The 23,096-nt window shown below is 68.3% G+C and carries 19 protein-coding genes; 9 read left to right on the top strand and 10 right to left on the bottom strand.

The window, feature by feature from the left end:
- Positions 1 to 60: 60 nt before the first annotated feature.
- The 8 genes from mfd (at position 61) to B9D87_RS13695 (ending at position 9,709) form a co-directional block, all read left to right on the top strand.
- Positions 61 to 3,714 carry a transcription-repair coupling factor gene (mfd, locus tag B9D87_RS13730; protein ID WP_167540353.1) on the top strand — a complete coding sequence of 1,218 codons (3,654 nt, stop codon included), beginning with the start codon at positions 61 to 63 and terminating at the stop codon, positions 3,712 to 3,714.
- On the top strand, positions 3,711 to 4,751 hold the full coding sequence (locus B9D87_RS13725) for a nucleoside triphosphate pyrophosphohydrolase (RefSeq protein WP_007776768.1): 1,041 nt from the start codon (positions 3,711 to 3,713) through the stop codon (positions 4,749 to 4,751). The genes mfd and B9D87_RS13725 overlap by 4 nt, the downstream gene beginning before the upstream one ends.
- 319 nt (positions 4,752 to 5,070) lie before the next feature.
- Entirely contained in the window at positions 5,071 to 5,799 is a 729-nt protein-coding gene (locus tag B9D87_RS13720; protein WP_007776764.1) for a lytic transglycosylase domain-containing protein, read from the top strand.
- 66 nt (positions 5,800 to 5,865) lie between these two features.
- Entirely contained in the window at positions 5,866 to 7,155 is a 1,290-nt protein-coding gene (eno, locus tag B9D87_RS13715; protein WP_007776761.1) for a phosphopyruvate hydratase, read from the top strand.
- A 20-nt stretch (positions 7,156 to 7,175) separates the two neighbouring features.
- A complete protein-coding gene (locus tag B9D87_RS13710; protein WP_007776758.1) occupies positions 7,176 to 7,883 on the top strand; it encodes an FtsB family cell division protein in 708 nt (235 codons plus the stop codon).
- On the top strand, positions 7,876 to 8,364 hold the full coding sequence (locus B9D87_RS13705; protein WP_007776753.1) for a DUF501 domain-containing protein: 489 nt from the start codon (positions 7,876 to 7,878) through the stop codon (positions 8,362 to 8,364). The genes B9D87_RS13710 and B9D87_RS13705 overlap by 8 nt, the downstream gene beginning before the upstream one ends.
- Positions 8,358 to 9,314 carry a Ppx/GppA phosphatase family protein gene (locus B9D87_RS13700; protein ID WP_007776750.1) on the top strand — a complete coding sequence of 319 codons (957 nt, stop codon included), beginning with the start codon at positions 8,358 to 8,360 and terminating at the stop codon, positions 9,312 to 9,314. Before B9D87_RS13705 ends, B9D87_RS13700 begins: the two co-directional genes overlap by 7 nt.
- Before the next feature lie 101 nt (positions 9,315 to 9,415).
- Positions 9,416 to 9,709, top strand: a complete 294-nt coding sequence (locus B9D87_RS13695) for a hypothetical protein (protein ID WP_040631946.1) — start codon at positions 9,416 to 9,418, stop codon at positions 9,707 to 9,709.
- 82 nt (positions 9,710 to 9,791) lie between these two features.
- Here B9D87_RS13695 and B9D87_RS13690 read toward each other — a convergent pair whose 3' ends face one another.
- From B9D87_RS13690 to B9D87_RS13655, 9 genes are all read right to left on the bottom strand, one after another.
- The gene (locus B9D87_RS13690; protein WP_007776744.1) at positions 9,792 to 10,472 is read right to left on the bottom strand and encodes a response regulator; all 681 of its coding nucleotides are present in this window, start codon (positions 10,470 to 10,472) and stop codon (positions 9,792 to 9,794) included.
- A complete protein-coding gene (locus B9D87_RS13685; protein WP_040631945.1) occupies positions 10,469 to 13,042 on the bottom strand; it encodes a DUF4118 domain-containing protein in 2,574 nt (857 codons plus the stop codon). The genes B9D87_RS13690 and B9D87_RS13685 overlap by 4 nt, the downstream gene beginning before the upstream one ends.
- 11 nt (positions 13,043 to 13,053) lie before the next feature.
- Complete coding sequence (locus B9D87_RS13680) at positions 13,054 to 13,977, bottom strand: potassium-transporting ATPase subunit C (RefSeq protein ID WP_007776740.1); 924 nt, start codon at positions 13,975 to 13,977, stop codon at positions 13,054 to 13,056.
- A gap of 1 nt (position 13,978) precedes the next feature.
- On the bottom strand, positions 13,979 to 16,129 hold the full coding sequence (gene kdpB / locus B9D87_RS13675; RefSeq protein WP_007776737.1) for a potassium-transporting ATPase subunit KdpB: 2,151 nt from the start codon (positions 16,127 to 16,129) through the stop codon (positions 13,979 to 13,981).
- Positions 16,129 to 17,799, bottom strand: coding sequence for a potassium-transporting ATPase subunit KdpA (kdpA, locus tag B9D87_RS13670; RefSeq protein WP_007776735.1), 1,671 nt, complete (start codon positions 17,797 to 17,799; stop codon positions 16,129 to 16,131). The genes kdpB and kdpA overlap by 1 nt, the downstream gene beginning before the upstream one ends.
- Complete coding sequence (locus B9D87_RS26725; protein WP_040631943.1) at positions 17,799 to 17,888, bottom strand: potassium-transporting ATPase subunit F; 90 nt, start codon at positions 17,886 to 17,888, stop codon at positions 17,799 to 17,801. The genes kdpA and B9D87_RS26725 overlap by 1 nt, the downstream gene beginning before the upstream one ends.
- On the bottom strand, positions 17,885 to 17,968 hold the full coding sequence (locus B9D87_RS26720) for a potassium ABC transporter ATPase (RefSeq protein ID WP_100882449.1): 84 nt from the start codon (positions 17,966 to 17,968) through the stop codon (positions 17,885 to 17,887). The genes B9D87_RS26725 and B9D87_RS26720 overlap by 4 nt, the downstream gene beginning before the upstream one ends.
- 359 nt (positions 17,969 to 18,327) lie before the next feature.
- Complete coding sequence (locus B9D87_RS13660; protein ID WP_040631939.1) at positions 18,328 to 19,857, bottom strand: sensor histidine kinase; 1,530 nt, start codon at positions 19,855 to 19,857, stop codon at positions 18,328 to 18,330.
- Positions 19,854 to 20,627 carry a response regulator transcription factor gene (locus tag B9D87_RS13655; RefSeq protein WP_007776728.1) on the bottom strand — a complete coding sequence of 258 codons (774 nt, stop codon included), beginning with the start codon at positions 20,625 to 20,627 and terminating at the stop codon, positions 19,854 to 19,856. The genes B9D87_RS13660 and B9D87_RS13655 overlap by 4 nt, the downstream gene beginning before the upstream one ends.
- A gap of 705 nt (positions 20,628 to 21,332) precedes the next feature.
- Between B9D87_RS13655 and B9D87_RS13645 the strand changes: the two genes are divergently transcribed.
- Positions 21,333 to 22,694, top strand: coding sequence for a PPE family protein (locus B9D87_RS13645; RefSeq protein ID WP_007776724.1), 1,362 nt, complete (start codon positions 21,333 to 21,335; stop codon positions 22,692 to 22,694).
- A 112-nt stretch (positions 22,695 to 22,806) separates the two neighbouring features.
- Here the strand turns inward: B9D87_RS13645 and B9D87_RS13640 are convergent, their stop codons facing one another.
- Positions 22,807 to 23,091 (bottom strand): WXG100 family type VII secretion target, encoded by a 285-nt coding sequence (locus B9D87_RS13640; protein ID WP_007771417.1) that lies wholly within the window; start codon positions 23,089 to 23,091, stop codon positions 22,807 to 22,809.
- Between the last annotated feature and the right edge of the window lie 5 nt (positions 23,092 to 23,096).

Below are 23,096 nucleotides of genomic sequence, written 5' to 3'. Positions count from 1 at the left end.
GCGACCTCAATATTGATGTGGTTCGGCGTGTCCGGGGTCGCCCCTAGAATGGAATTCATCATGACCGCACCGGGGGCTGCTCGCCCAGAAACCCCGATCGCGGGGCTCGTTGAATTGGCGCTCACCGCGCCGACCTTCCAGCAGTTGATCGACAGCGCGTCCGCTTCGCCTGCCGAATTACACCTGGTGGGTCCAGCCAGCGCACGACTATTCGTCGCCAGTGCGCTGGCGCGGTTGGGTCCTCTGCTGGTAGTCACCGCGACCGGGCGCGAAGCCGACGACCTGACCGCTGAACTGCGCGGGGTCTTCGGCGATTCCGTCGCGGTCTTCCCCTCGTGGGAAACGCTGCCGCACGAGCGGCTTTCGCCCGGCGTCGACACCGTCGGCGCCCGGTTGACGGTGCTGCGCCGGCTGGCCCATCCCGACGACTCCCGGCTGGGCCCGCCCCTGCAGGTGGTGGTGACCGCGGTGCGTTCGCTGCTGCAGCCGATGACGCCGCAGCTGGGCCTGGTGGAACCGGTCACCCTGAACGTCGGCACCGAGATCGAATTCGAGGGCGTGATCACCCGGCTCGCCGAGCTGGCCTACACCCGGGTCGACATGGTCGGCCGGCGCGGCGAATTCGCCGTGCGCGGAGGCATTCTCGACGTCTTCCCGCCGACCGCCGAGCACCCGGTGCGCGTCGAGTTCTGGGGCGACGAGGTCAGCGAGATGCGGATGTTCTCGGTCGCCGATCAGCGCTCGATCCCCGAGATCGAGGTCGACACCCTGATCGCGGTGCCCTGCCGCGAGCTGCTGCTGACCGACGAGGTGCGGGAGCGCGCCGCCGAGCTCGCCGCCCGGCACCGCAGCACCGAACCCGCCATCACCGGCAGCGTCAGCGACATGCTGGCCAAGATCGGCGAGGGCATCTCGGTCGACGGCATGGAGGCCCTGCTGCCGGTGCTCCGGCCCGGCGAGCACGTCCTGCTGACCGACCAATTGGCCGAGCGCACACCGGTGTTGCTCTGCGATCCGGAGAAGGTCCGCACCCGGGCCGCCGACCTGATCAAGACCGGCAGCGAATTCCTCGAGGCGTCGTGGTCGGTCGCCGCCCTGGGCACCGACGCGCCGGTGGACGTGGCGCAGTTCGGCGGATCGGGATTCGCCGAACTCGACGAGGTCCGGGCCGCGGCGGCCCGCGCCGGGCACCCGTGGTGGACGTTGAGCCAGCTGTCCGACGAGTCGGCCGTGGAACTCGACATCCGCTCGGCGCCGTCGGCCCGGGGACACCAGCACGACATCGACGGCATCTTCGCGATGCTGCGCGCGCACGTCAGCACGGGCGGCTACGCCGTCGTCGTCGCGCCGGGCACCGGGACCGCGCATCGCGTGGTGGAGCGGCTGGCCGAGTGCGACACCCCGGCCGCGATGCTCGAATCCGGTGCGGCACCCAAGGCCGGCGTGGTCGGTGTGCTCAAGGGGCCGCTGCACGACGGCGTCATCATCCCCGGCGCCACGCTGGTGGTGATCACCGAGACCGACCTGACCGGCAGCCGGGTCACGGCTGTCGAGGGCAAGCGCCTGGCGGCCAAGCGGCGCAACACCGTTGACCCGTTGGCCCTGTCCGCCGGTGATCTGGTGGTGCACGATCAGCACGGCATCGGCCGGTTCGTGGAGATGGTCGAGCGCACGGTCGGCGGGGCCCGCCGCGAATACCTGGTGCTCGAATACGCGTCGAGCAAGCGCGGTGGCGGCTCCGACAAGCTGTACGTGCCGATGGATTCGCTGGACCAGCTGTCGCGGTACGTCGGTGGGCAGGCGCCGGCGCTGAGCAAGCTGGGCGGCAGCGACTGGACCAACACCAAGACCAAGGCCCGCCGCGCGGTCCGCGAGATCGCCGGCGAGCTGGTGTCGCTGTACGCCAAGCGGCAGGCCAGCCCGGGGCACGCGTTCGGGCCGGACACGCCCTGGCAGGCCGAGATGGAAGACGCGTTCGGCTACACCGAGACCGTCGACCAGCTGACCGCGATCACCGAGGTCAAGTCGGACATGGAAAAGCCGATCCCGATGGACCGGGTGATCTGCGGTGACGTCGGCTACGGCAAGACCGAGATCGCGGTGCGGGCGGCGTTCAAGGCGGTCCAGGACGGCAAGCAGGTCGCCGTGCTGGTGCCCACCACGCTGCTGGCCGACCAGCACCTGCAGACCTTCAGCGACCGGATGACCGGCTTCCCGGTGACCGTCAAGGGCCTGTCCCGGTTCACCGACCCGACGGAGTCCAAGGCCGTGGTCGAGGGCCTGGCCGAGGGATCGGTGGACGTGGTGATCGGCACGCACCGGCTGCTGCAGACCGGGGTGCGCTGGAAGGACCTCGGCCTGGTGGTGGTCGACGAGGAGCAGCGGTTCGGCGTCGAGCACAAGGAGCACATCAAGTCGCTGCGCACCCATGTCGACGTGCTGACCATGAGCGCCACCCCCATCCCGCGAACCCTGGAGATGAGCCTGGCCGGCATCCGGGAGATGTCGACGATCCTGACCCCGCCCGAGGAGCGGTATCCGGTGCTGACCTATGTCGGCCCGCACGACGACAAGCAGGTGGCCGCCGCCCTGCGGCGCGAGCTGCTGCGCGACGGGCAGGTCTTCTACGTGCACAACCGGGTCAGCTCGATCGACCGGGCGGCGGCCCGGATCCGCGAGTTGGTGCCCGAGGCGCGGGTGGTCGTCGCGCACGGGCAGATGCCCGAGGAACGGCTGGAACGCACGGTGCAGGGGTTCTGGAACCGCGAATACGACATCCTGGTGTGCACCACGATCGTGGAGACCGGGCTGGACATCTCCAACGCCAACACGCTGATCGTCGAGCGCGCCGATACCTTCGGCCTGTCGCAGCTGCACCAGCTGCGCGGCCGCGTCGGCCGCAGCCGCGAGCGCGGCTACGCCTACTTCCTCTATCCGCCGCACTCGCCGCTGACCGAGACGGCCTACGACCGGCTGGCCACCATCGCACAGAACAACGAGCTGGGCGCGGGCATGGCCGTCGCGATGAAGGACCTCGAAATCCGCGGCGCGGGCAACGTGTTGGGGGTCGAGCAGTCCGGACACGTCGCCGGGGTGGGCTTCGACCTGTACGTCCGGCTGGTGGGCGAGGCGGTGGAGGCCTACCGGGCCGCCGCCGACGGCCAGACCGTCACCACGGCCGAGGAGCCCAAGGACGTGCGGATCGACCTGCCGGTCGACGCGCACCTGCCGCCGGACTACATCGCCAGCGACCGGCTGCGCCTGGAGGGCTACCGGCGGCTGGCCGCCGCGGCCTCCGACGGCGAGATCGACGCGGTGGTGGAGGAACTGATCGACCGGTACGGGGCGCTGCCCGAACCGGCCCTGCGGCTGGTGGCGGTGGCGCGGCTGCGATTGCTGTGCCGCGCCGCCGGCATCACCGAGGTATCGGCGGCGTCGGCGTCGACCGTGCGGCTCTCGCCGATGACGCTGCCGGATTCGGCTCAGGTGCGGCTCAAGCGGATGTACCCGGCCGCCAGCTACCGCGCCACGACGTCCACCGTGCAGGTTCCCATCCCGAGGGCCGGCGGGGTGGGCGCGCCGCGGCTGCGCGACGTGGAGCTGGTCCAGATGGTGGCCAACCTGGTGACGGCACTGCAGGGCAAACCGCAGCAAGAAATTGATATAACGAGTTCACCTGCAGCGATGACGAGGGAGGAGCGACAAGCACGATGATCGTCGTCTTGTTCGACCCCCGCCGCCCCTCGCTGGTGCCCATCGAAGCCATCGAGCACCTCGGCGGCGAGGTGCAGTACACCGAAGAGATGCCCGTCGCGGTGCCGTGGTCGCTGTCCGCGGCGCGCCCGGTGCACTCCGGCGAAGACGCCCCGGTGCTGCTGTCGTCGGACCCCGACCACCCCGCCGTCGTCGCCCGGTTGGCGGCCGGGGCCCGGCTGATCTCGGCGCCCGAGACGCCACGCGGGGAACGGCTGGTCGACGCCGTGGCGATGATGGACAAGCTGCGCACCGCGGGGCCGTGGGAGAGCGAACAAACCCACGACTCGCTGCGCAGGTTTCTGCTGGAGGAGACCTACGAGCTGCTGGACGCGGTCGGCAGCGGCAATGCCGAGGCGCTGCGAGAAGAGCTCGGCGACGTGCTGCTGCAGGTGCTTTTCCACGCGCGCATCGCCGAGGACGCGTCGCAATTCCCCTTCACCATCGACGACGTCGCCACCACCCTGATGCGCAAGCTGGGCAATCGGGTGCCGGGAGTGCTTGCGGGGCAATCCATTTCGCTCGAAGAGCAGCTGGCCCAGTGGGAAGAGCGCAAGGCCGCCGAGAAGCCGCGCAAGTCGGTGATGGACGAGGTGCACACCGGCCAGCCCGCATTGGCGCTGGCGCAGAAGGTCATTGCGCGTGCCGGCAAGGCGGGCCTGCCCGCGGACCTGATCCCCGAGACGGTCACGTCGATCTCGGTGTCGGCCGACGTCGACGCCGAAAGTGCCCTGCGCAGCGCCGTTCTGGAATTCGTGGAGACGGTCCGCGGTGTCGAGCGGGTGATCGCGGCCGCGCGCCGCGGCAGCGGGGTGCCCGAGGAGTTCGACGTGGCCCCGCTCGGCGAGATCTCCGAGGACGACTGGCGCGAGCACTGGCCGGCCGAAGAACCGAAGGCCGTCGAGGATCGGCTGCAGGACTCGGCGCCGGATACCGACGGCAAGGCCGACGCGACCGTCGATGTGGTCGAGGAAGAAGCGACCGCCGACGACGCCTGACGGGTGGCCGGCGTCCGTACCGCGTGCGCCGCGGCGCACTAATTCGCACTTTCGGCCGTGAGTCAGAGCGATCATCGGAATGTTTGCCGGATTTGTCGTCGGCGGCTCGGTAATATCGCGGATGAGGTTGCGAATCCCCGTGGTCGGCGATGGTCTGACTGCGCTAGCCGAGGCGACGAGCAGCTAACCGAGCATTAGCTGAAACCGACGAGCGGTCGGTGCGCCGAGGTCCGAGGCAGCCGGGCAGTTGCCGAACGCATGGGACGATGGTGTGGCGGAAGTTGGTGCAGGCGAGTTTAGGGGAGCTCAGAAAAGCATGGTGTCGCCGAGGCGTTGGATGCGCGCGGCCGCCGTGATCGGCGCGACCGCGATCGTTCTGGCATCCAGTTGCACCTGGCAGCTCAGCCTGTTCATCCCCGACGGGGTCCCGCCGCCGGCCGGGGATCCGGTGCCGGCGGTGGACACCCACGCCAGCGGCCGGCCCGCGGATCAGTTGCGGGACTGGGCGGTGCAGCGGTCGGCAGGGCTGGAGATCCCGGTGATCGCGCTCGAGGCCTACGCCTACGCGGCCCGGGTCGCCGAAGTCGAGAACCCGAAATGCCACATCGCGTGGACCACCCTGGCCGGCATCGGCCAGGTCGAGAGCCACCATGGCACCTACCGCGGAGCGCGGCTGGCCCCCAACGGCGATGTGAGCCCCCCGATTCGGGGCGTCCGCCTCGACGGCAGCGGCGGCACGCTGCGCATCGTCGACACGGAGGAAGACGTCACCGACGACGACGGTGTGACGCGCGCCATGGGGCCGATGCAGTTCATCCCGGAGACGTGGCGGCTCTATGGTGTCGACGCTCACAACGACGGCCGCGTCAGCCCGGACAACATCGACGACGCGGCGCTCGCCGCGGCCGGGTATCTGTGTTGGCGCGGAAAGGATCTCGCGACGCCGCGCGGCTGGATCACCGCGCTGCGCGCCTACAACAACTCCGGTGTCTACGCCCGGGCGGTCCGCGATTGGGCGACCGCTTACGCGAAGGGCCACCCGCTGTAGCAGGATGTATCGCTGACGGAAAAAGCACGCACCGGCGACCCGGCAAGTTTAGGCAAGGAGAACTCAGTGCCGATTATCGAGCAGGTCGGGGCCCGCGAGATCCTCGATTCCCGCGGTAACCCGACAGTCGAGGTCGAGATAGCCCTGATCGACGGGACGTTTGCCCGCGCGGCGGTGCCGTCCGGCGCGTCGACGGGAGAGCACGAGGCCGTCGAGCTGCGCGACGGCGGCGAGCGTTACGGCGGCAAGGGCGTGCAGAAGGCGGTGCAGGCCGTGCTGGACGAGATCGGCCCGGCGGTGATCGGCCTGAACGCCGACGATCAGCGGCTGGTGGATCAGGCGCTGCTGGATCTGGACGGCACGCCCGACAAGTCGAGGCTGGGCGGCAACGCGATCCTCGGCGTCTCCCTGGCGGTCGCCAAGGCGGCCGCCGATTCCGCCGAGCTGCCGCTGTTCCGCTACCTCGGTGGGCCGAACGCGCACATCCTGCCGGTGCCGATGATGAACATCCTCAACGGCGGCGCGCACGCCGACACCGCCGTCGACATCCAGGAGTTCATGGTGGCGCCGATCGGCGCGCCCAGCTTCGCCGAGGCGTTGCGCTGGGGCGCCGAGGTGTACCACGCGCTGAAGTCGGTGCTGAAGAAGGAGGGCCTGAGCACCGGCCTGGGCGACGAGGGCGGCTTCGCCCCGGACGTGGCGGGCACCACCGCGGCCCTGGATCTGATCAGCCGGGCCATCGAGTCGGTCGGTTTCAAACTCGGTTCCGACGTGGCGCTGGCGCTCGACGCGGCGGCCACCGAATTCTTCACCGACGGGACGGGCTACAAGTTCGAGGGTTCCACCCGCACCGCCGAGCAGATGGCGGAGTTCTACGCCGGGCTGCTCGGCTCCTACCCGCTGGTGTCCATCGAAGACCCGCTGTCGGAAGACGATTGGGACGGCTGGGTGACCCTGACCGCGTCGATCGGTGACCGGGTCCAGCTGGTCGGCGACGACATCTTCGTCACCAATCCCGAGCGCCTGGAAGAGGGCATCGACAAGGGAGTGGCAAATGCGTTGCTGGTCAAGGTGAATCAGATCGGCACGCTGACCGAGACCCTGGACGCCGTCGCGCTCGCCCACCACAGCGGCTATCGCACGATGATGAGCCACCGCAGCGGCGAGACCGAGGACACCACGATCGCCGACCTGGCGGTGGCCGTCGGCAGCGGGCAGATCAAGACCGGCGCGCCGGCCCGCAGCGAGCGCGTCGCCAAGTACAACCAGCTGCTGCGGATCGAGGAGGCGCTCGGCGACGCCGCGCGCTACGCCGGCGACCTGGCCTTCCCGCGCTACGCCGTGGAGGCGAAATAGCTTGACGTTCAACGGCTGACATGGCTGACGCGAAACGGCCCGACTCGAAACGGCGCTCCCCGGCCTCACGCCCGGGGAAGGCCGGCGATGCGGGTCGGGGCCGCCGCACGGCCAAGCCGTCCTCCAAGCCGTCTTCGCGGACGTCGCCCACGGCGAACCAGGCCGGCCGGGCCGCCCCGCGAACGCAGCAAGAGCATGTCGTCGAGCCCATCACCCGCCAGGCCGCCGAATCGGTGGAGCAGCGCTCCGAGCAACGGCTGGGTTTCACCGCGCGCCGCGCGGCGGTGCTGGCCGCGGTGATCTGCGTGCTGACGTTGACCATCGCCGGGCCGGTGCGCACCTACTTCGCCCAGCGCACCGAGATGAATCAGCTGGCCGCCACCGAAGCGGCGCTGCGCCGTCAGGTCGCGGACCTAGAACAGCGCAAGGCCAAACTCGGTGACCCGGCCTACATCGCGGCGCAGGCCCGCGAGCGCCTCGGCTTCGTCAAGCCCGGGGACATCCCGTTCCAGGTCCAGCTTCCGCCGTCGGCGGCCGAGCCCACGCAGCCGGGATCGCCGTCGGCGAAACCGGCCAACAATGACCCGTGGTACACGTCGCTGTGGCACACCATCGCCGACGCCCCGCACCTGCCGCCGGCCAAAGCGCCTGCGCCCGAAGCCCCGCCGGCCGAACCGGGCGCACCCGGCCCGTTGCCCGCACCGAATCCCACGGGTCCCGGTGGTTGATCATGCCGACCTGGAAGCGGTAGCGCGCCAGCTGGGGCGCGAGCCGCGCGGGGTACTCGACATCGCCTACCGGTGCCCCAACGGTGAACCCGGCGTGGTGAAGACGGCGCCGAAACTGCCCGACGGCACGCCGTTTCCGACGTTGTACTACCTGACCCATCCGGCCCTGACGGCCGCCGCCAGCAGACTGGAGACCACCGGGTTGATGCGCGAGATGACCGAAAGGCTGGGCCGGGACCCGGAATTGGCGACCGCCTACCGGCGCGCCCACGAGTCATATCTGGCCGAACGGGACGCGATCGAGCCGCTGGGAACCACGTTCTCCGGTGGCGGAATGCCCGACCGGGTCAAGTGTCTGCATGTGCTGATCGCGCATTCGCTGGCCAAGGGGCCGGGCGTGAATCCGTTCGGCGACGAGGCGCTGGCGATTTTGGCCGGCGAGCCCGCGATGGCCGGCATCCTGGTGGCCGGCCAATGGTGAACGGCAGGCTCGCGGGGATTGACTGCGGTACCAACTCAATCCGGTTGTTGATCGCCGACCTCGACGGCGGCCGGCTGCGCGACGTGCACCGGGAGACGCGAATCGTGCGGCTGGGTCAGGGTGTTGACGCCACCGGTGAGTTCGCGGCGGACGCGATCGCCCGCACCCGCGCGGCGCTCACCGATTACGCGGCCTTGGTCAAAGAGCATGGCGCGCAACGGGTGCGGATGGTGGCCACGTCGGCCGCCCGCGATGTCGCCAACCGCGACGCGTTCTTTGCGATGACGGCCGAGGTGTTGGGTGCGGTGCTGCCCGGGGCCGTGGCGGAGGTGATCACCGGCGCCGAGGAGGCCGAGCTCTCGTTCCGCGGCGCGGTGGGCGAGCTGGACAGTGCGACAGGCCCTTTCGTCGTCGTCGACCTGGGTGGCGGCTCCACCGAGATCGTGACCGGCGGCGGCGCCGAAGACGGAGTGACGGCCAGCTATTCGGCCGATATCGGCTGCGTGCGGCTGACCGAGCGCTGCCTGCATTCGGACCCGCCGACGGTCGAGGAGGTGGCGGCGGCCCGGCGGGTGGTGCGCGAACGACTCGAGGTCGCGCTGGATGTGGTGCCCGTGGCGGGGGCGAAGACCTGGGTTGGACTCGCCGGGACGATGACGACGCTGTCCGCGCTGGCCCACAACATGACGGCGTATGATTCTGCGGCCATTCATCTTTCGCGCGTCGCGGGCGATGACCTGATGTCGGTGTGCGAGCGCCTCATCGGCATGACGCGGGCGGAGCGCGCGGCGCTGCCGCCGATGCACGAGGGCCGGGCCGACGTGATCGGCGGGGGAGCGATCGTGGTCGAGGAGTTGGCGCGCGAGCTGCGGGCCCGCGCGGGCATCGACGAGCTGACGGTCAGCGAGCACGACATCCTGGACGGCATCGTGCTGTCCATCGCCGAGTAGGTCACATAAGCCAGATCGCCCTCTGAGGAAGTGGGCATGTGTTTTGCCCGCCTCGTAGCGACAATGCCGGCGGTGTCGTACCCGTGTGCGACCGTCCGGAGATGAGCTATTCACTCAAGGGGACCGAGCTGCGCTACGTGCTCGCGATGCAGCTGGCGGTGCATGGGCCGGCGACCATCGCCGAATTGATCGACGCGCTGCGGTGGCACAACTTTTGCGTCCGCGGCCGACCATCGAAGGCGATCTCGGACGCGCTGCGATGGGAGACCGAACGCGGCAGGGTGCTACGGCTCCGGCGGGGCCGCTACGGGCCCGGGTACATGCCCCGTGGCACCGAACATCGAATCCACCAGCGTGTGCTGGCGTTGCGCGAGGCGGCCAAGTTGTCGCTCTGAGGCGGGCAATTAGCCAATACCCCCGCGCGGAGATCAGGGTGGCCGCGCGGAGATCAGGGTGGCCGCGACAGCCGCCGCCACCTCACGCCTCGAAGCGATACCCCATGCCCGACTCGGTCAGCAGGTGTTTGGGGTGCGACGGGTCGTTCTCGAGTTTGCGGCGCAGTTGCGCGAGATAGACACGCAGGTAATGTGTTTCGGTGGCGTACGCCGGGCCCCACACCTCTTTGAGGAGTTCTTCGCGGCCGACCAGCTTGCCGCGGTTGCGGACCAGGACCTCGAGCATTCCCCACTCCGTCGGGGTGAGGTGGACTTCGCTACCGTTCTTGGTGACCTTCTTGGCGGCCAGGTCGACGGTGAACGATTCGGTCTCGATCACCGGCTGCTCCAGTTCGGAAGCCGCTGCGTTGCGGCGCACCGCCGCGCGCAACCGAGCCAAGAACTCGTCCATCCCAAAGGGTTTGGTCACATAGTCGTCGGCGCCGGCGTCCAGCGCCTCGACCTTGTCGGAGGAGTCGGTGCGCGCCGACAACACGATCACCGGCGCGGTGAGCCAGCCGCGCAGGCCGGCCAGCACGTCGATGCCGGAGATGTCGGGCAGGCCGAGGTCGAGGATCACCACGTCGGGCTTGTGCTCGGCGGCCGCGCGCAGCGCGCCGGCCCCGCTGGACGCGGTGATCACCTCGTAGCCCCGCACGGTCAGGTTGATGCGCAGCGCACGCAGTATCTGCGGTTCGTCGTCGATCACGAGTACGCGCGTCATACCGCATCCATCTGCGGCGCAGCCATATCCACGATCACGGTCAGTCCGCCTCCCGGGGTGTCGGTGGCCGTAATTGTCCCGCCCATCGCCTCGACGAAGCCCCGCGCCACCGACATCCCCAGGCCGACGCCGATGGTGTTGTCCTGATCGCCGAGCCGCTGAAACGCTTCGAAGATCTGTTCCTCGGCCCCATGCGGGATGCCGGGGCCCTCGTCGATGACGTTGATCAGCACGCGATCACCCACCCGCCCGGCGTTGACGCGCACCACACAGTTGGGCGCGTAGCGCAGCGCGTTGTCGATCAGGTTGGCCAGCACGCGTTCCAACAGCCCGGCGTCGGCCATCACCATGGCGTCGGCCACGTCGACCTTGACCCGGTCGATGGCCGACCGGAAGAAACCGGTGGCGCCCTTGCCGATGCTGACCAACGCCCGCTGCACGGCCTCCTCCAGATACACCCGGCGCAGATCGGGGTGGATCACCCCGGCGGCCAACCGCGATGAGTCGAGCAGGTTTCCGACCAGCGCGGTCAGCTGATCGATCGACTCCTCGATGGTGGCCAGCAGTTCGGCGGTGTCGGCGGGGGAGAAAGCGACGTCTTCGGCGCGCAGGCTGGAGACGGCGACCTTGGCCGCGGCCAGGGGCGTGCGCAGGTCGTGGCTGACCGCCGACAGCAGCGAGCGTCGCAGCTCGTCGGCCCGGACGATCGCCTCGGCGCGGCTGGCCTCTTCGGCGAGCTCACGCTGCCTGATCAGACCCGCGGCCTGCCTGGCCACCGCGCTGAGCACCCGCCGGTCACGTGCGGAGAGCTTCCTGCCCGCCAGCAGCATCCAGAACTCGTCGTCGCCGACCTCGATCGCGGTGTCGGCGGAATCGACGTTGACACAGGGATCGCGGCCCACGCAGGCGACGACGTCGCCCTTGGCGCCGCCGGCGCGCGCCTCCTCGCCGGGCTCACGCAACATGGTGACGGTCCGCTGCGCGTAGGTCTCGCGCACCCGCTCGAGCAGCGTCTCGAGGTCGGCACCGCGCAGCACGGACCCCGCGAACAGGGTCAGCAACTCCGCCTCCTGCGAGGCACGCCGAGCTTCCCGGGTGCGTTTGGCCGCGAAGTCGACCAGCACCGCGACGGCGACCGCCACAAGCAATAGCACCAATTCGGTGATGGCGCTGTTGGGTTCGGCGATGGTGAAGCTGTGCCGCGGGGCGATCAGGAAGTAGTTCAGCAGCAGGCCGGATAGCACCGCCGAAAGTGCCGCGGGCGCAATACCTCCGAACAGCCCGACCAACAGCACCCCGATAAAGAACACGGCGCTCTCGCCGCCGGTGTCCAGATACGGGTCCAGCGTCGTCACGGTGATCGCGCAGATGACCGACGGCACGACGAGAGCCGCCAGCCACGACGCCACCCGCCGCTCGCGGGGCGCGAGCGAGGACAAACGGAATCCGCGTTTGGCCTCCTCGTGGGTGACCAGGTGCACGTCGATCTTCCCGGACAGCTCGACGATCCTCGGGCCGATACCCTCCTCGAACAGCCGCGCCCAGCGTGACCGGCGCGACGTGCCGATCACCAGCTGCGTCGCGTTCATCTCGCGGGCGAACTCGAGCAGGGCGGTGGGCACCTCGTCGCCGACCACGGTGTGGATCGACGCGTCCAGGCTGTTCGCCAGCTCCCGAATCTTGGCCATCCGTGACTCCGACAGGCCGGCCAGCCCGTCACCGCGGATCACGTGCACCACCATGAGTTCTGCGGTCGACTTCGAGGCGATCCGGGACGCCCGTCGCACCAGCGTCTCGGACTCCGGACCGCCGGTGACCGCCACGACCACCCGCTCGCGGGCCTCCCACATGTCGGTGATCTTGTTCTCGGCCCGGTATTTGGCCAGCGCGGTGTCGACCTGATCTGCAAGCCACAGCAGCGCCAATTCTCTTAGCGCGGTGAGGTTTCCACGCCGGAAGTAGTTGGACAGCGCCGCATCGATGCGATCCGGGGCGTAGACGTTGCCATGAGACAACCTGCGGCGCAACGCCTCTGGTGTGATATCGATCAGTTCGACTTGGGCGGCCTGGCGCACGATCAGGTCCGGTATCGTCTCCTTCTGCTCGATGCCGGTGATCTGCGCGACGACGTCGTTGAGGCTCTCCAGGTGCTGCACGTTGACCGTGGAGATCACGGTGATCCCGGCGTCGAGCAATTCCTCGACGTCCTGCCACCGCTTGGGGTTTTTGCTGCCCGGCGTGTTGGTGTGCGCGAGTTCGTCGACCAGGACGACCTGGGGGCGGCGCGCCAGAACCGCAGGCACGTCGAGTTCGGGGAAGCTGCTGCCGCGGTATTCCACTTGGCGCGGCGGAATCACCTCGATGCCCTCAAGCAGCTCAGCGGTTTTCGACCGCCCGTGGGTTTCCACCACGCCCGCCACCAGATCGGTGCCGCGTTCCAGCCGCCGATGCGCCTCGCCCAGCATCGAGTACGTCTTGCCCACGCCCGGAGCCGCGCCCAGATAGATGCGTAGCTCCCCGCGCTTGGGATGGTGGTCGCGGAGGCTGACGTCACTCACGTCAACCATCATCCCCCCTGACGCTAGCTCGTGACCGGATACCGGTGATCGAGTTGCAGATTAAGTTGCAGCACATCGACGCGCGGTTCACCGAAAAATCCGAGGCCGCGGCCGTTGCTGTTCTGCGCGACCACTTCACGTATCTGATCTGCGCTGACGTGACGCACTTTGGCCACCCTGGCCACCTGAATGTCGGCGTAGGCGGGTGAGATGTTCGGGTCCAGGCCGCTGCCGCTGGCGGTCACGGCGTCCGCCGGCACCACCGGGTCGGCGGGTGCGGCGCCGCGGATCGGCATGATCTGCCCGATCGTGTAGTCCTCGCCGTACTTGGCGCATTCGACGCGCACCCCCTCGTAGAGCGCGAGGAACGGCGTGGCCGTCGACCCGCACGGCTCGTTGACGCTGACCACCCGGGTCGGGTGGATGACGTTGCCGCGACCGTCGCGAGGACCGATCACCGACAGCACCGCGCCCACGCCGCCGCCCGTGCAGAACGGCCGCGACCCGTCGACGCCCTCCAGCTTGCCCACCGCGGCGCTGCGCGAGCACACCGTCGTCAACAGGCTCGGCTTGAAGCCCGCGTCCGACGCGGACTTGCCGGCCGCCAGTTGCGACGGATCGGCCGGAGTGTCGACGATGCTTTCCGGCCCGAGGTTGCTGCCTCCCGACGACGTCGGGTCATACCCGTTGCCGGCCGCCGAGGGGCGGCTCTGGAAGTACTGGGGCAGTGCATTGCCGTCCTTGTCGGTGAACGACTGGCCGATCAGCCTGCTGCCCACCGGCTTTCCGTTGGCGGAGAGAATCGACCCCTCGGCCTGGTCGCGCAGCCCGGGAAACTGCGCGACCAGCCAGATGAACAGCGGGTAGGCCAGGCCGGTGATCACGGTCAGCACCAGCAGCGTGCGCAATGCCGCCCAATGTAGGCGGACGAAATTCGAGAACGTCATGTCAGGACATCCCTGGGATGAATTGGACGATCAGGTCGATCGCCTTGATTCCGATGAACGGGGCGACGATGCCACCGAGGCCATACACGTACAGGTTGCGGCTCAACAGCTTTGACGCGCTGCTCGGCGTGTACCGCACGCCGCGCAACGACAGTGGTATCAGCGCGACGATGACGATCGCATTGAAGATGACCGCGGACAGGATGGCCGATTGCGGGCTGTGCAACCGCATCACATTGATCAGGTCCAGGCCGGGGAACAGCGCGACGAACATCGCCGGGATAATCGCGAAGTACTTCGCGATGTCATTGGCGATCGAGAATGTCGTCAGCGCGCCCCGGGTGATCAGCAGCTGCTTACCGATTTCCACGATCTCGATCAGTTTGGTGGGATCGGAGTCCAGGTCGACCATGTTGCCGGCCTCTTTGGCGGCCGACGTGCCGGTGTTCATCGCGACACCCACGTCGGCTTGAGCCAGGGCGGGAGCGTCATTGGTGCCGTCGCCCGTCATCGCGACCAGCTTGCCGCCCGCCTGCTCGCGCTTGATCAACTCGAGCTTGTCCTCCGGCGTGGCCTCGGCCAGGAAGTCGTCGACTCCGGCTTCGTCGGCGATCGCCTTGGCGGTCAACGGGTTATCCCCGGTGATCATCACCGTCCGGATGCCCATCTTCCGCATCTCGTCGAACCGCTCGCGCATGCCCTGCTTGACGACGTCCTTGAGATGGATGACACCGAGCACCGCCGCCTCGCCGTCCCGGCTTTCCCCGACCACCAGCGGGGTGCCGCCGCCGGCCGAGATGCCGTCGACGACCTCGCCAAGCTGCTGGGGCACCTTACCCCCTTGGGCGCGTACCCATTCCGCGACCGAACTCGCGGCACCCTTGCGGAGCAGGTGACCGTCGAGGTCGACACCCGACATCCGGGTGGTGGCCGAGAACGCCACCCACTGGGCCTGGGCCAGCTCGCCCGGTGTGCGCGCCCGCAGCCCGAAGTGCTGCTTGGCGAACACGACAACCGAACGGCCCTCGGGAGTTTCGTCGGCGAGGCTGGACAATTGGGCGGCATCGGCCAGCTGTTCGGCGGAGACTCCGTCGAGCGGGATGAAGGCCGCGGCCTGCCGGTTGCCCAGCGTGATGGTGCCGGTCTTGTCCAGCAGCAGGGTGTTGACGTCGCCGGCGGCTTCCACCGCCCGCCCGGACATCGCCAGGACGTTGCGCTGCACCAGACGGTCCATGCCGGCGATGCCGATCGCCGACAGCAGCGCGCCGATGGTGGTCGGAATCAGGCACACCAGCAGCGATACCATCACGATGCCCGTGACACCACTTGCGTTGAGCGCCTGGCCATCCGGGACGCCGGGGTTGTTCGCCTTGGAGTAGATCGCCAACGGCTGCAGGGTCGCGACGGCGAAGACGAAGATGATCGTCAACGCGGCCAAAAGGATGTTCAGCGCGATCTCGTTCGGCGTCTTCTGCCGGTTGGCGCCCTCGACCAGCGCGATCATCCGGTCGATGAAGCTCTCCCCGGGCTTCTGGGTGACCTTCACGACGATGCGGTCGCTGAGCACCGTGGTGCCGCCGGTGACCGCGGAACGGTCGCCGCCGGACTCGCGGATGACTGGCGCCGATTCGCCCGTGATGGCCGATTCATCGACCGAGGCAATGCCTTCCACGACGTCGCCGTCGCCCGGGATCACCTGCCCGGCCTCGACCACGACGATGTCGCCCCGCTGCAGCTCCGGCGCTGCGACGGCTTCCTCGACCGCGGTCGCGCCGGGCGCCCAGTCCTTGAGCCGCCGGGCCATGGTCTGGGTTTTGGCGCGGCGCAACGTTTCGGCCTGTGCCTTGCCCCGGCCCTCGGCGACGGCTTCGGCGAGGTTGGCGAACAACACGGTGAGCCACAACCAGATCACGGTCAGCCAGGCGAACCACGTCGGCTCAACGATGGCTAACGCGGTGCTCCACGCGGCGCCGACCTCCACGATGAACATCACCGGGTTCCGCCACAGGGTGCGCGGGTTGAGTTTGCGCAGCGCGTCCGGCGTCGACTTCCACAGCATCTTCGGGTCGAGCAGCCCGCCCTGCACCCGTTTTCTGCCGCCGGAGGCCGCCGGCTCGGTCCGCTCGGTCGGGTCGATCGCGGTCGCGGTCATCAGTGGATTCCTTCAGCGAGAGGCCCGAGCGCGAGCATGGGCAGGAACGTGAGGGCAACGACAATCAACGTGACGCCGGCGACCATGCCCACGAACTGCGGCCGGTGCGTGGGCAAGGTGCCGGCCGAATCCGGTGTACTGCCCTGCCTCGCGAGTGAACCGGCCAGCGCCAGCACCAGCACGATGGGCAGAAACCGGCCGAACGCCATGGCCAGGCCGAGGGCCGTGTTGTACCAGTCGGTGTTGGCGCTCAGCCCGGCGAAGGCCGACCCGTTGTTGTTGGCCGCCGAGGTGAACGCGTAGAGCACTTCGGAGAGCCCGTGCGGTCCGCCGTTGAGCATGCCGGCCCGCTCGCCCGGCAGCGCCATCGCGACCGCGGTGCCGGTCAGTACGAGCAACGGTGTGACCAGGAAATAGCTTGCGGCAAGCTTGATTTCACGCGGGGTGATCTTCTTGCCGAGGTATTCGGGGGTACGCCCCACCATCAGGCCGGCGACGAAGACGGTGATCACCGCCAGGATGAGGATGCCGTAGAGGCCGGAGCCGGTGCCGCCCGGGGCGACCTCGCCCAGCTGCATGTTGAACAGCGCGATCATGCCACCCAGGCTGGTCAGGGAGTCGTGCGTGGAGTCGACCGCCCCGGTGGAGGTGAGCGTGGTCGCGGCGGCGAACACCCCCGAGTCGGTGACGCCGAAGCGCTGCTCGACCCCCTCCATCGCGGCGCCGATCGAGGTCGGCACGGTGCCGTGGTGCTGCGTCTGAAACCACAGCATGAACGCCGTGCTGGTCGTGTACAGCGTCGCCATCACCGCCGCAATCGCGAAGCCCTGCTTGGTGTTACCCACCATCCGTCCGAAGGTGCGTGGCAGCGAGAAGCCGATCACCAGGATCAGGAAGATCTCCAGCCAGTTGGTCCATACGGTCGGGTTCTCGAACGGGTGCGCGGAGTTGGCGTTGTAGAAGCCGCCGCCGTTGGTGCCGAGTTCCTTGATGACCTCCTGGCTGGCCACCGGGCCGCCGGTGATGGTCTGCTGGGTCCCGTTGACGGTGGTGGCCAGCTGGTCGTGCAGGTGGAAGTTCTGGATCGCCCCGCCGGCCACCAGCAGGATCGCGCTGAGGACAGCGATGGGCAGCAGGACGCGCAGCGTTCCGCGGACCAGGTCGACCCAGAAGTTGCCCAGCTCGCCGGTGCGGCGGCGGACAAACCCGCGTACCAGCGCGACGGCCACGGCCATCCCGACCGCGGCCGAGACGAAGTTCTGCACCGCCAGGCCGGCCATCTGAACGAGATGGCCTTCGGTCGTTTCGCCCGAGTAGGCCTGCCAGTTGGTGTTGGTGACGAAGCTGACCGCGGTGTTCCAGGCGAGCGAGGGCGTCATCTTCGTGGCCGGGTCGTGCAGATGCAGCGGCAACTTGTCCTGCACGAGCTGGAACACGAAGAGGAAAAGGATGCTGACCGACGAGAACGCCAGCACGCTTCGCGCGTAGGCGCCCCACGTCTGCTCCGAACGGGCATCGACCCCGATCAGCCGGTAGATCACTCGTTCGGCATACAGGTCCTTCTCCGACGTGTAGACCCGAAACATGTAGTCGCCGAGGGGAACATGCACCACTACCAGCGCCACGACGAGTACGGCGAGGAAAATGATCCCCGCTGCTGTTGTGCTCACTAGAACCTCTCCGGGAACAGCAGGGCGCCCCCGAGGTAGAGCGCGATGACGATGGAAAGCGCCAAGCCGACCGCATTCTGGTAGTTCACAACCGCTCGACCAACTTCTGAGCCAGGCCGAGCACGGCGAACACCGCCACGGTCAGCACGAGATACACCACCACGCCCATCATTTCTCCGTCCCGCGCCAATCACAGTGCATCCGAAAGGGGCCTCGGTGAGCCGGCCACAGGACGTGGTGATCGCGAGCGCGGCCGCAGCCGGGCGCAGCGGGTCACCACCATCAAGCGACGGTCTCGCCAGCCAAGGTCAGCTCGAAATTATCGGGACGCCATCCGCCGGGGCGTTCGGTTGACGGTTTCCTAACGCGCGCACGGTGCACATTTACGGTTTCTTAACACCCCCGTGCGACGGCGTCCGGGCGGCGCCGCCCCGCCCCCGTGGCCGGCCAGGCCGAGAGATCCACCGCGTCCGCCGATCACCTTCTGTGACAACGACTTCCACGTCTGGCGGCATCGCCGCAGGCGTGTCAGCGTGGTGATTTGTCGGAGCGCGAGATCAACGGCAGCCGCACCCGGAAAACCGTGCAGTTCTCGTTGGATTCGGCGGTCACCGAACCCCGATGGGCCTTGACGATCGAACTGACGATGGCCAGCCCCAGTCCATGACCCGAACCGTCGGATCTCGACTTGTCCGCCCGGACGAAGCGCCCGAACAGATTGGGCAGGATCTCGGGATCGATGCCCGGGCCGTCGTCGATGACGGTCAATTCCGCGAATGGCCCGTCGGGAGCGCCGCGGTGGCAGGTGATCCCGGTGGTCACCGTGACGCCGGGTGGTGTGTGCACCCGGGCGTTGCTGAGCAGATTGCTGACCAGCTGATGCAGCCGCGCGTGGTCTCCCCGCACCCACACCGGCTCGTCCGGCAGGTCTTTGACCCACTGATGCGTCGAGGCAGCCACCGTCGCGTCGTTCACCGCATTGCCGACCACCTCGGCCAGGTCGACGTCTTCGGACTCGAGGTCTTGGCCTTCGCCCAGTCGGGAAAGCAGGAGCAACTCGTCGACCAGCAGGGCCATCCGCCGAGCCTCGGACTCGATGCGGGCCAACGCGTATTCGGTGGTCGGCGGCAGCGCCGAACTGTCCTGGCGGGTGAGTTCGGCGTAGCCCTGGATGGCCGCCAGCGGTGTCCGCAGTTCGTGACTGGCGTCGGTGATGAACTGCCGCATCCGCAGGTCGGACTCGACCCGATGCGCCAGCGCGCTATCGACGTTGTCCAGCAAGCGATTCAACGTGTGGCCGACGATCCCGACCTCATTCTGCGGATCGGTGTCTTGCGGTGGCACCCGGGCGCTGATCCGGTGCTCGTCGCCGGTGAGCGGCATGGCGGCGACGTCGGCGGCAACGGCCGCGAGCCGGCGCAACGGACGGAGGGTGTACCCGACCACCCACACGGTGAGGGCGGCGGTCAGCGCCAAAGCCGCCGCGGTCAGTCCGATGGTGGTGACCTGTTTGCGGGCGATGATCCGGTCGGCGAGGTTCTGCGACGTCCCGACCACCAGTACGTCGGACCCGGCGACGGTGCTGTCGATGCGGTAAGGCCCCAGCCTGCCGAGGGTTTCGGTGCGTGGCGGCCCGTCGCTCCACGTCTGCGCTTGCAGGTCGCGGACGACGTCGGCCGGCGCGGGCTTGGGTTCGTCTTCGGAGAAGACAGCCGACCCGATCACGGTGCCGTTGTGCAGCACGGCGATCAGGTTCCCCGGCGTCTGCCCGGTGAACTCCAGCATCGCCTGAGCAATCGGCGGGCTACCGGGTCGCGACGAAACATGTTCCCCGTTGCGGTATTTGGCGTACTGGTGGCTCAGCGCGTCCAGGGACTCGGCGACGTCGGCATCGCTCATGGCATTGACATAGCCGCGCAGGCTCAGCACCGAGACGATCCCGACCGTCACCAGCACCACGCTGACCACGGCCAACACGCCAACCAGCAGTTGGCGGCGCAGCGAATGGGGGAACCACCGCGGAAAACGCCCGGATGTGGTGTCTGGGTCTGGCGTCATTCCGCGGACCGCAGCATGTACCCCACCCCGCGGACGGTATGAATCATCGGCTCCCGGCCCGAGTCGATCTTCTTCCTCAGGTACGAGATGTAGAGATCCACGATGCTGGTGCGGCCGGCGAAGTCGTAATTCCAGACACGGTCCAGGATCTCGGTGCGGCTCAACGCGCGGCGGGGATTGCGCATGAGGAAGCGCAGCAATTCGAATTCGGTGGAGGACAGCGATATCGGTTCGCCATCACGGGTGACTTCCCGGCTGGCGCTGTCCACCTTGAGGTCGCCGACCTTGAGGGTTTCGGCCGTCGGCGTGGGCTGCTGGCCGGAGCGGCGGAGCAACCCACGCAGTCGGGCGACCAGCTCCTCGAGGCTGAACGGCTTGGTCATGTAGTCGTCGGCGCCCGCGGTCAGGCCGGTGACGCGGTCCATCACCGAGTCGCGCGCGGTGAGGAAGAGCGTGGGTGTGTAGGCATCGGATTGGCGGACGCGTTCCAGGATTCGTAATCCGTCGACGTCGGGAAGCATGATGTCGAGGACCAGGACGTCGGGGCTGACCCGGTCGAACTTGGCCATGGCCTCGCGCCCGTTGTGGGCGATGTCGACAACCCAGCCTTCGTAGTGCAGCGCCATCTTCACCAGGTTGGTCAGCGCAGGCTCGTCGTCGACCAGCAAAACCCTGATGGGGGACCCGTCGGCACGATAGATCCTGGGCAGCTGCCCCAGGATGGCCTGACGTGGGCGCTGCGCGCCTGAGTAACCCGACATTGCGGTCATGTTCCTACATTCTGGCAAGCCACACACTGGACTGTCACGCAGTTCATAGAATTCTCAAATGTAAGCCTGTTCGCCAGATCACATCAGATGTCATTCAAATATGAGTTTTATATGTGCCCGGTGGGTCGGCTTGAGATGAGACGCGATTCGAAAAATACTGGAATGCATAGTCGTTGGTTTGACCGCTGCGATCCGGTGCAGGATTCGCAGCGCAAAACTACCGGCGCCAGAACGGATTTCAACAAATACAGCAGCGGTGCATCTCAGTGAGTGGCGTCGATACTCGATGCACACGCAAGACGCCTCGGGACGACGATGTCCCAATCTTCATTACTTTCAAATTACGCGATGTTACGAATAGTGGTTGATTGACATGTTTTTCGTAGCGCGAGCCGTGCGAGCGCAGCCCCACACTTTGAGCACGGTGCCGATCCGGATCCGCGGCGGTTCGCCGGCGTTCACAACCGCGGCCACCTTGGTGAGGGCGAATTGTTCGCTTGGCGGGGTGCACGCCTGCCGGGCCACCGGACGGCCGTCGATCGGTGCGGCGAATGGTTCGGCCGCACCCACCCGTTCTGAAGCGACGGCATACGACACGGGCCCGTGCGGGCTACACGACACCACCCCGACGCGGTGCCGCCGCCGGGCGGCACGGCCCGGGCCGTCACGCCGTGGCAGCAAACTTCAGTAGAAAGCAGAGAAGCCATGGATTTTGGCGCATTGCCCCCAGAGGTCAACTCCGGCCGCATGTATCTGGGGCCGGGGCCCGGGACACTACTGGCCGCCGCGGCGGCATGGGACGCACTGGCCGCTGAGCTGAGCGCCGCCGCCGGTGGCTACGAGTCGGTGATCACGACGCTGACCAACGAGTGGCTGGGGCCGACCTCGATGGCGATGGCGGCGGCGGTCGCGCCCTACGTTTTGTGGCTGCGCGCCACCGCCGAACAATGCGAGCAGTCGGCCATCCAGGGCTCCGCCGCCACGGCCGCGTTCGAAACCGCGTACGCGATGACGGTGCCACCGCCGCTCATCGCCGCCAATCGCGCTCAGCTGATGACGCTGGTCGCGACGAACTTCCTGGGGCAGAACACGCCCGCGATCATGGCAACCGAGGCGCAGTACAGCGAAATGTGGGCCCAGGATGCTGCCGCGATGTATACCTACGCCGCAAGTTCGGCGACCGCCGCGACGTTCAGCGCGTTCACGCCGCCCCCGCAGACGTCCAACCCGAGCGGGGCGGCCGGTCAGGCGGGCGCGGTCGCTCAGGCGACCGCCAGCCAGGCCGGCAGCCATGCCCAGACGGCGTCGACGCACGCGCTGTCATCGGTTCCCCAAGCGCTGCAAAGCCTCTCGACTCCGGGGTCATCGTCGAGCACTGGCCTGGCGCCCGCCGCGGTGGGCACCGGTACGTCGCTGGGGTCGTCGGGAACCTCCGCCCCCATCAGCGCGCTGTCCAGCCTGTCCGGCACCAGCAAAGGCGCCACCAAGGGCGCGAGCACCGGGTTGGGGGCGGTTCAGGGCGTCGGCTCCGCCCTCGGCGGCGCCACCGGGTCCGGCGAAACCGCCGGCCTGGCCTCGGACGCGATTGGCCTGGGCTCCGATTTCGCCGGCCTGGGTGCCGACGGCGCCGGATTGGGCGGCGACGGCGCCGGGGTCGGCATGGACGTGTACGGCCTGGGACTCGACATGGAGGGCGCGGGTTCGATCATCGGGGCCGAAGGGGGCGCGGTCCCGGGCCTGGGGAACGTCGGCGACATGGGCCCCCTGGGAAACCTCGGGCCGGTGGGCGGCCTCGGTGCCACCGCCTCGGCGAGTGTGGGCCAGGCGTCGCCGCTCGGCACCCTGTCGGTGCCCCCGGCATGGGCCGAGACGGTGTCGTCGGTGGCGCCGCTGCCGGCGTTCGATGCCCCTGCTCCCGGACCGGTGGGCGCATTGCCGTCGCCTGCGACCGGCACGGGCCTGTCCAAGCTGCCGCTGGGCGCGATGGTCGGCCGCGAGTCCGACGCCGGGGTGCACCGAATCGGGTTGCGGCCCTCGCTGTTTCCGCGTTCGCCGGTGGCCGGGTAAGCCGGGGACCCGCAACGAATTGGGCTCGCGCCGTTGCGGCGCAAGCCCGTTCGCCCAACGAAAAGGGGCCGCACACCAAGTGGTGTGCGGCCCCTTTTGTCGAGACGAGGTGTCAGGCCCAGCTGGACCCGACGGCGCTGTCGGTGCTGGCCATGTTGCTGCCCGCGGACTGGACCTTCTGCCCGTGGGAGTTGGCCTGCTCGTAGATGACCTGGAAGTTGCGACCCAACTGGGTGATGAACTCTTGGCATGCCACCGAACCCGCACCGCCCCAGAAGTCGCCGGCAGCAAGCACATCGCGAACGATGGCCTGGTGCTCGGCCTCCAAGGACGCGGCCTGGGCGCGGATCAACGCGCCGTGGGCGTCTACATCGCCGAACTGGTAATTGATGCTCATTTGCT

It is taken from the genome of Mycobacterium colombiense CECT 3035, from assembly GCF_002105755.1.
In the GTDB taxonomy this organism is placed as follows: Bacteria; Actinomycetota; Actinomycetes; order Mycobacteriales; family Mycobacteriaceae; genus Mycobacterium; species Mycobacterium colombiense.
Note: the sequence above shows the minus strand (reverse complement) of the source record. Positions and strands in the feature narration are given on the sequence as shown.

What these genes read in the sequence shown, in the direction of transcription:
- mfd (WP_167540353.1), top strand. Translation starts at nt 61, where the DNA reads ATGACCGCACCGGGGGCTGCTCGCCCAGAAACCCCGATCGCGGGGCTC.
- B9D87_RS13725 (WP_007776768.1), top strand. Translation starts at nt 3,711, where the DNA reads ATGATCGTCGTCTTGTTCGACCCCCGCCGCCCCTCGCTGGTGCCCATC.
- B9D87_RS13710 (WP_007776758.1), top strand. Translation starts at nt 7,176, where the DNA reads ATGGCTGACGCGAAACGGCCCGACTCGAAACGGCGCTCCCCGGCCTCA.
- B9D87_RS13700 (WP_007776750.1), top strand. Translation starts at nt 8,358, where the DNA reads ATGGTGAACGGCAGGCTCGCGGGGATTGACTGCGGTACCAACTCAATC.
- B9D87_RS13695 (WP_040631946.1), top strand. Translation starts at nt 9,416, where the DNA reads ATGAGCTATTCACTCAAGGGGACCGAGCTGCGCTACGTGCTCGCGATG.
- B9D87_RS13690 (WP_007776744.1), bottom strand. Translation starts at nt 10,472, where the DNA reads ATGACGCGCGTACTCGTGATCGACGACGAACCGCAGATACTGCGTGCG.
- B9D87_RS13685 (WP_040631945.1), bottom strand. Translation starts at nt 13,042, where the DNA reads ATGATGGTTGACGTGAGTGACGTCAGCCTCCGCGACCACCATCCCAAG.
- B9D87_RS13680 (WP_007776740.1), bottom strand. Translation starts at nt 13,977, where the DNA reads ATGACGTTCTCGAATTTCGTCCGCCTACATTGGGCGGCATTGCGCACG.
- kdpB (WP_007776737.1), bottom strand. Translation starts at nt 16,129, where the DNA reads ATGACCGCGACCGCGATCGACCCGACCGAGCGGACCGAGCCGGCGGCC.
- B9D87_RS26720 (WP_100882449.1), bottom strand. Translation starts at nt 17,968, where the DNA reads ATGGGCGTGGTGGTGTATCTCGTGCTGACCGTGGCGGTGTTCGCCGTG.
- B9D87_RS13660 (WP_040631939.1), bottom strand. Translation starts at nt 19,857, where the DNA reads ATGACGCCAGACCCAGACACCACATCCGGGCGTTTTCCGCGGTGGTTC.
- B9D87_RS13655 (WP_007776728.1), bottom strand. Translation starts at nt 20,627, where the DNA reads ATGACCGCAATGTCGGGTTACTCAGGCGCGCAGCGCCCACGTCAGGCC.
- B9D87_RS13645 (WP_007776724.1), top strand. Translation starts at nt 21,333, where the DNA reads ATGGATTTTGGCGCATTGCCCCCAGAGGTCAACTCCGGCCGCATGTAT.
- B9D87_RS13640 (WP_007771417.1), bottom strand. Translation starts at nt 23,091, where the DNA reads ATGAGCATCAATTACCAGTTCGGCGATGTAGACGCCCACGGCGCGTTG.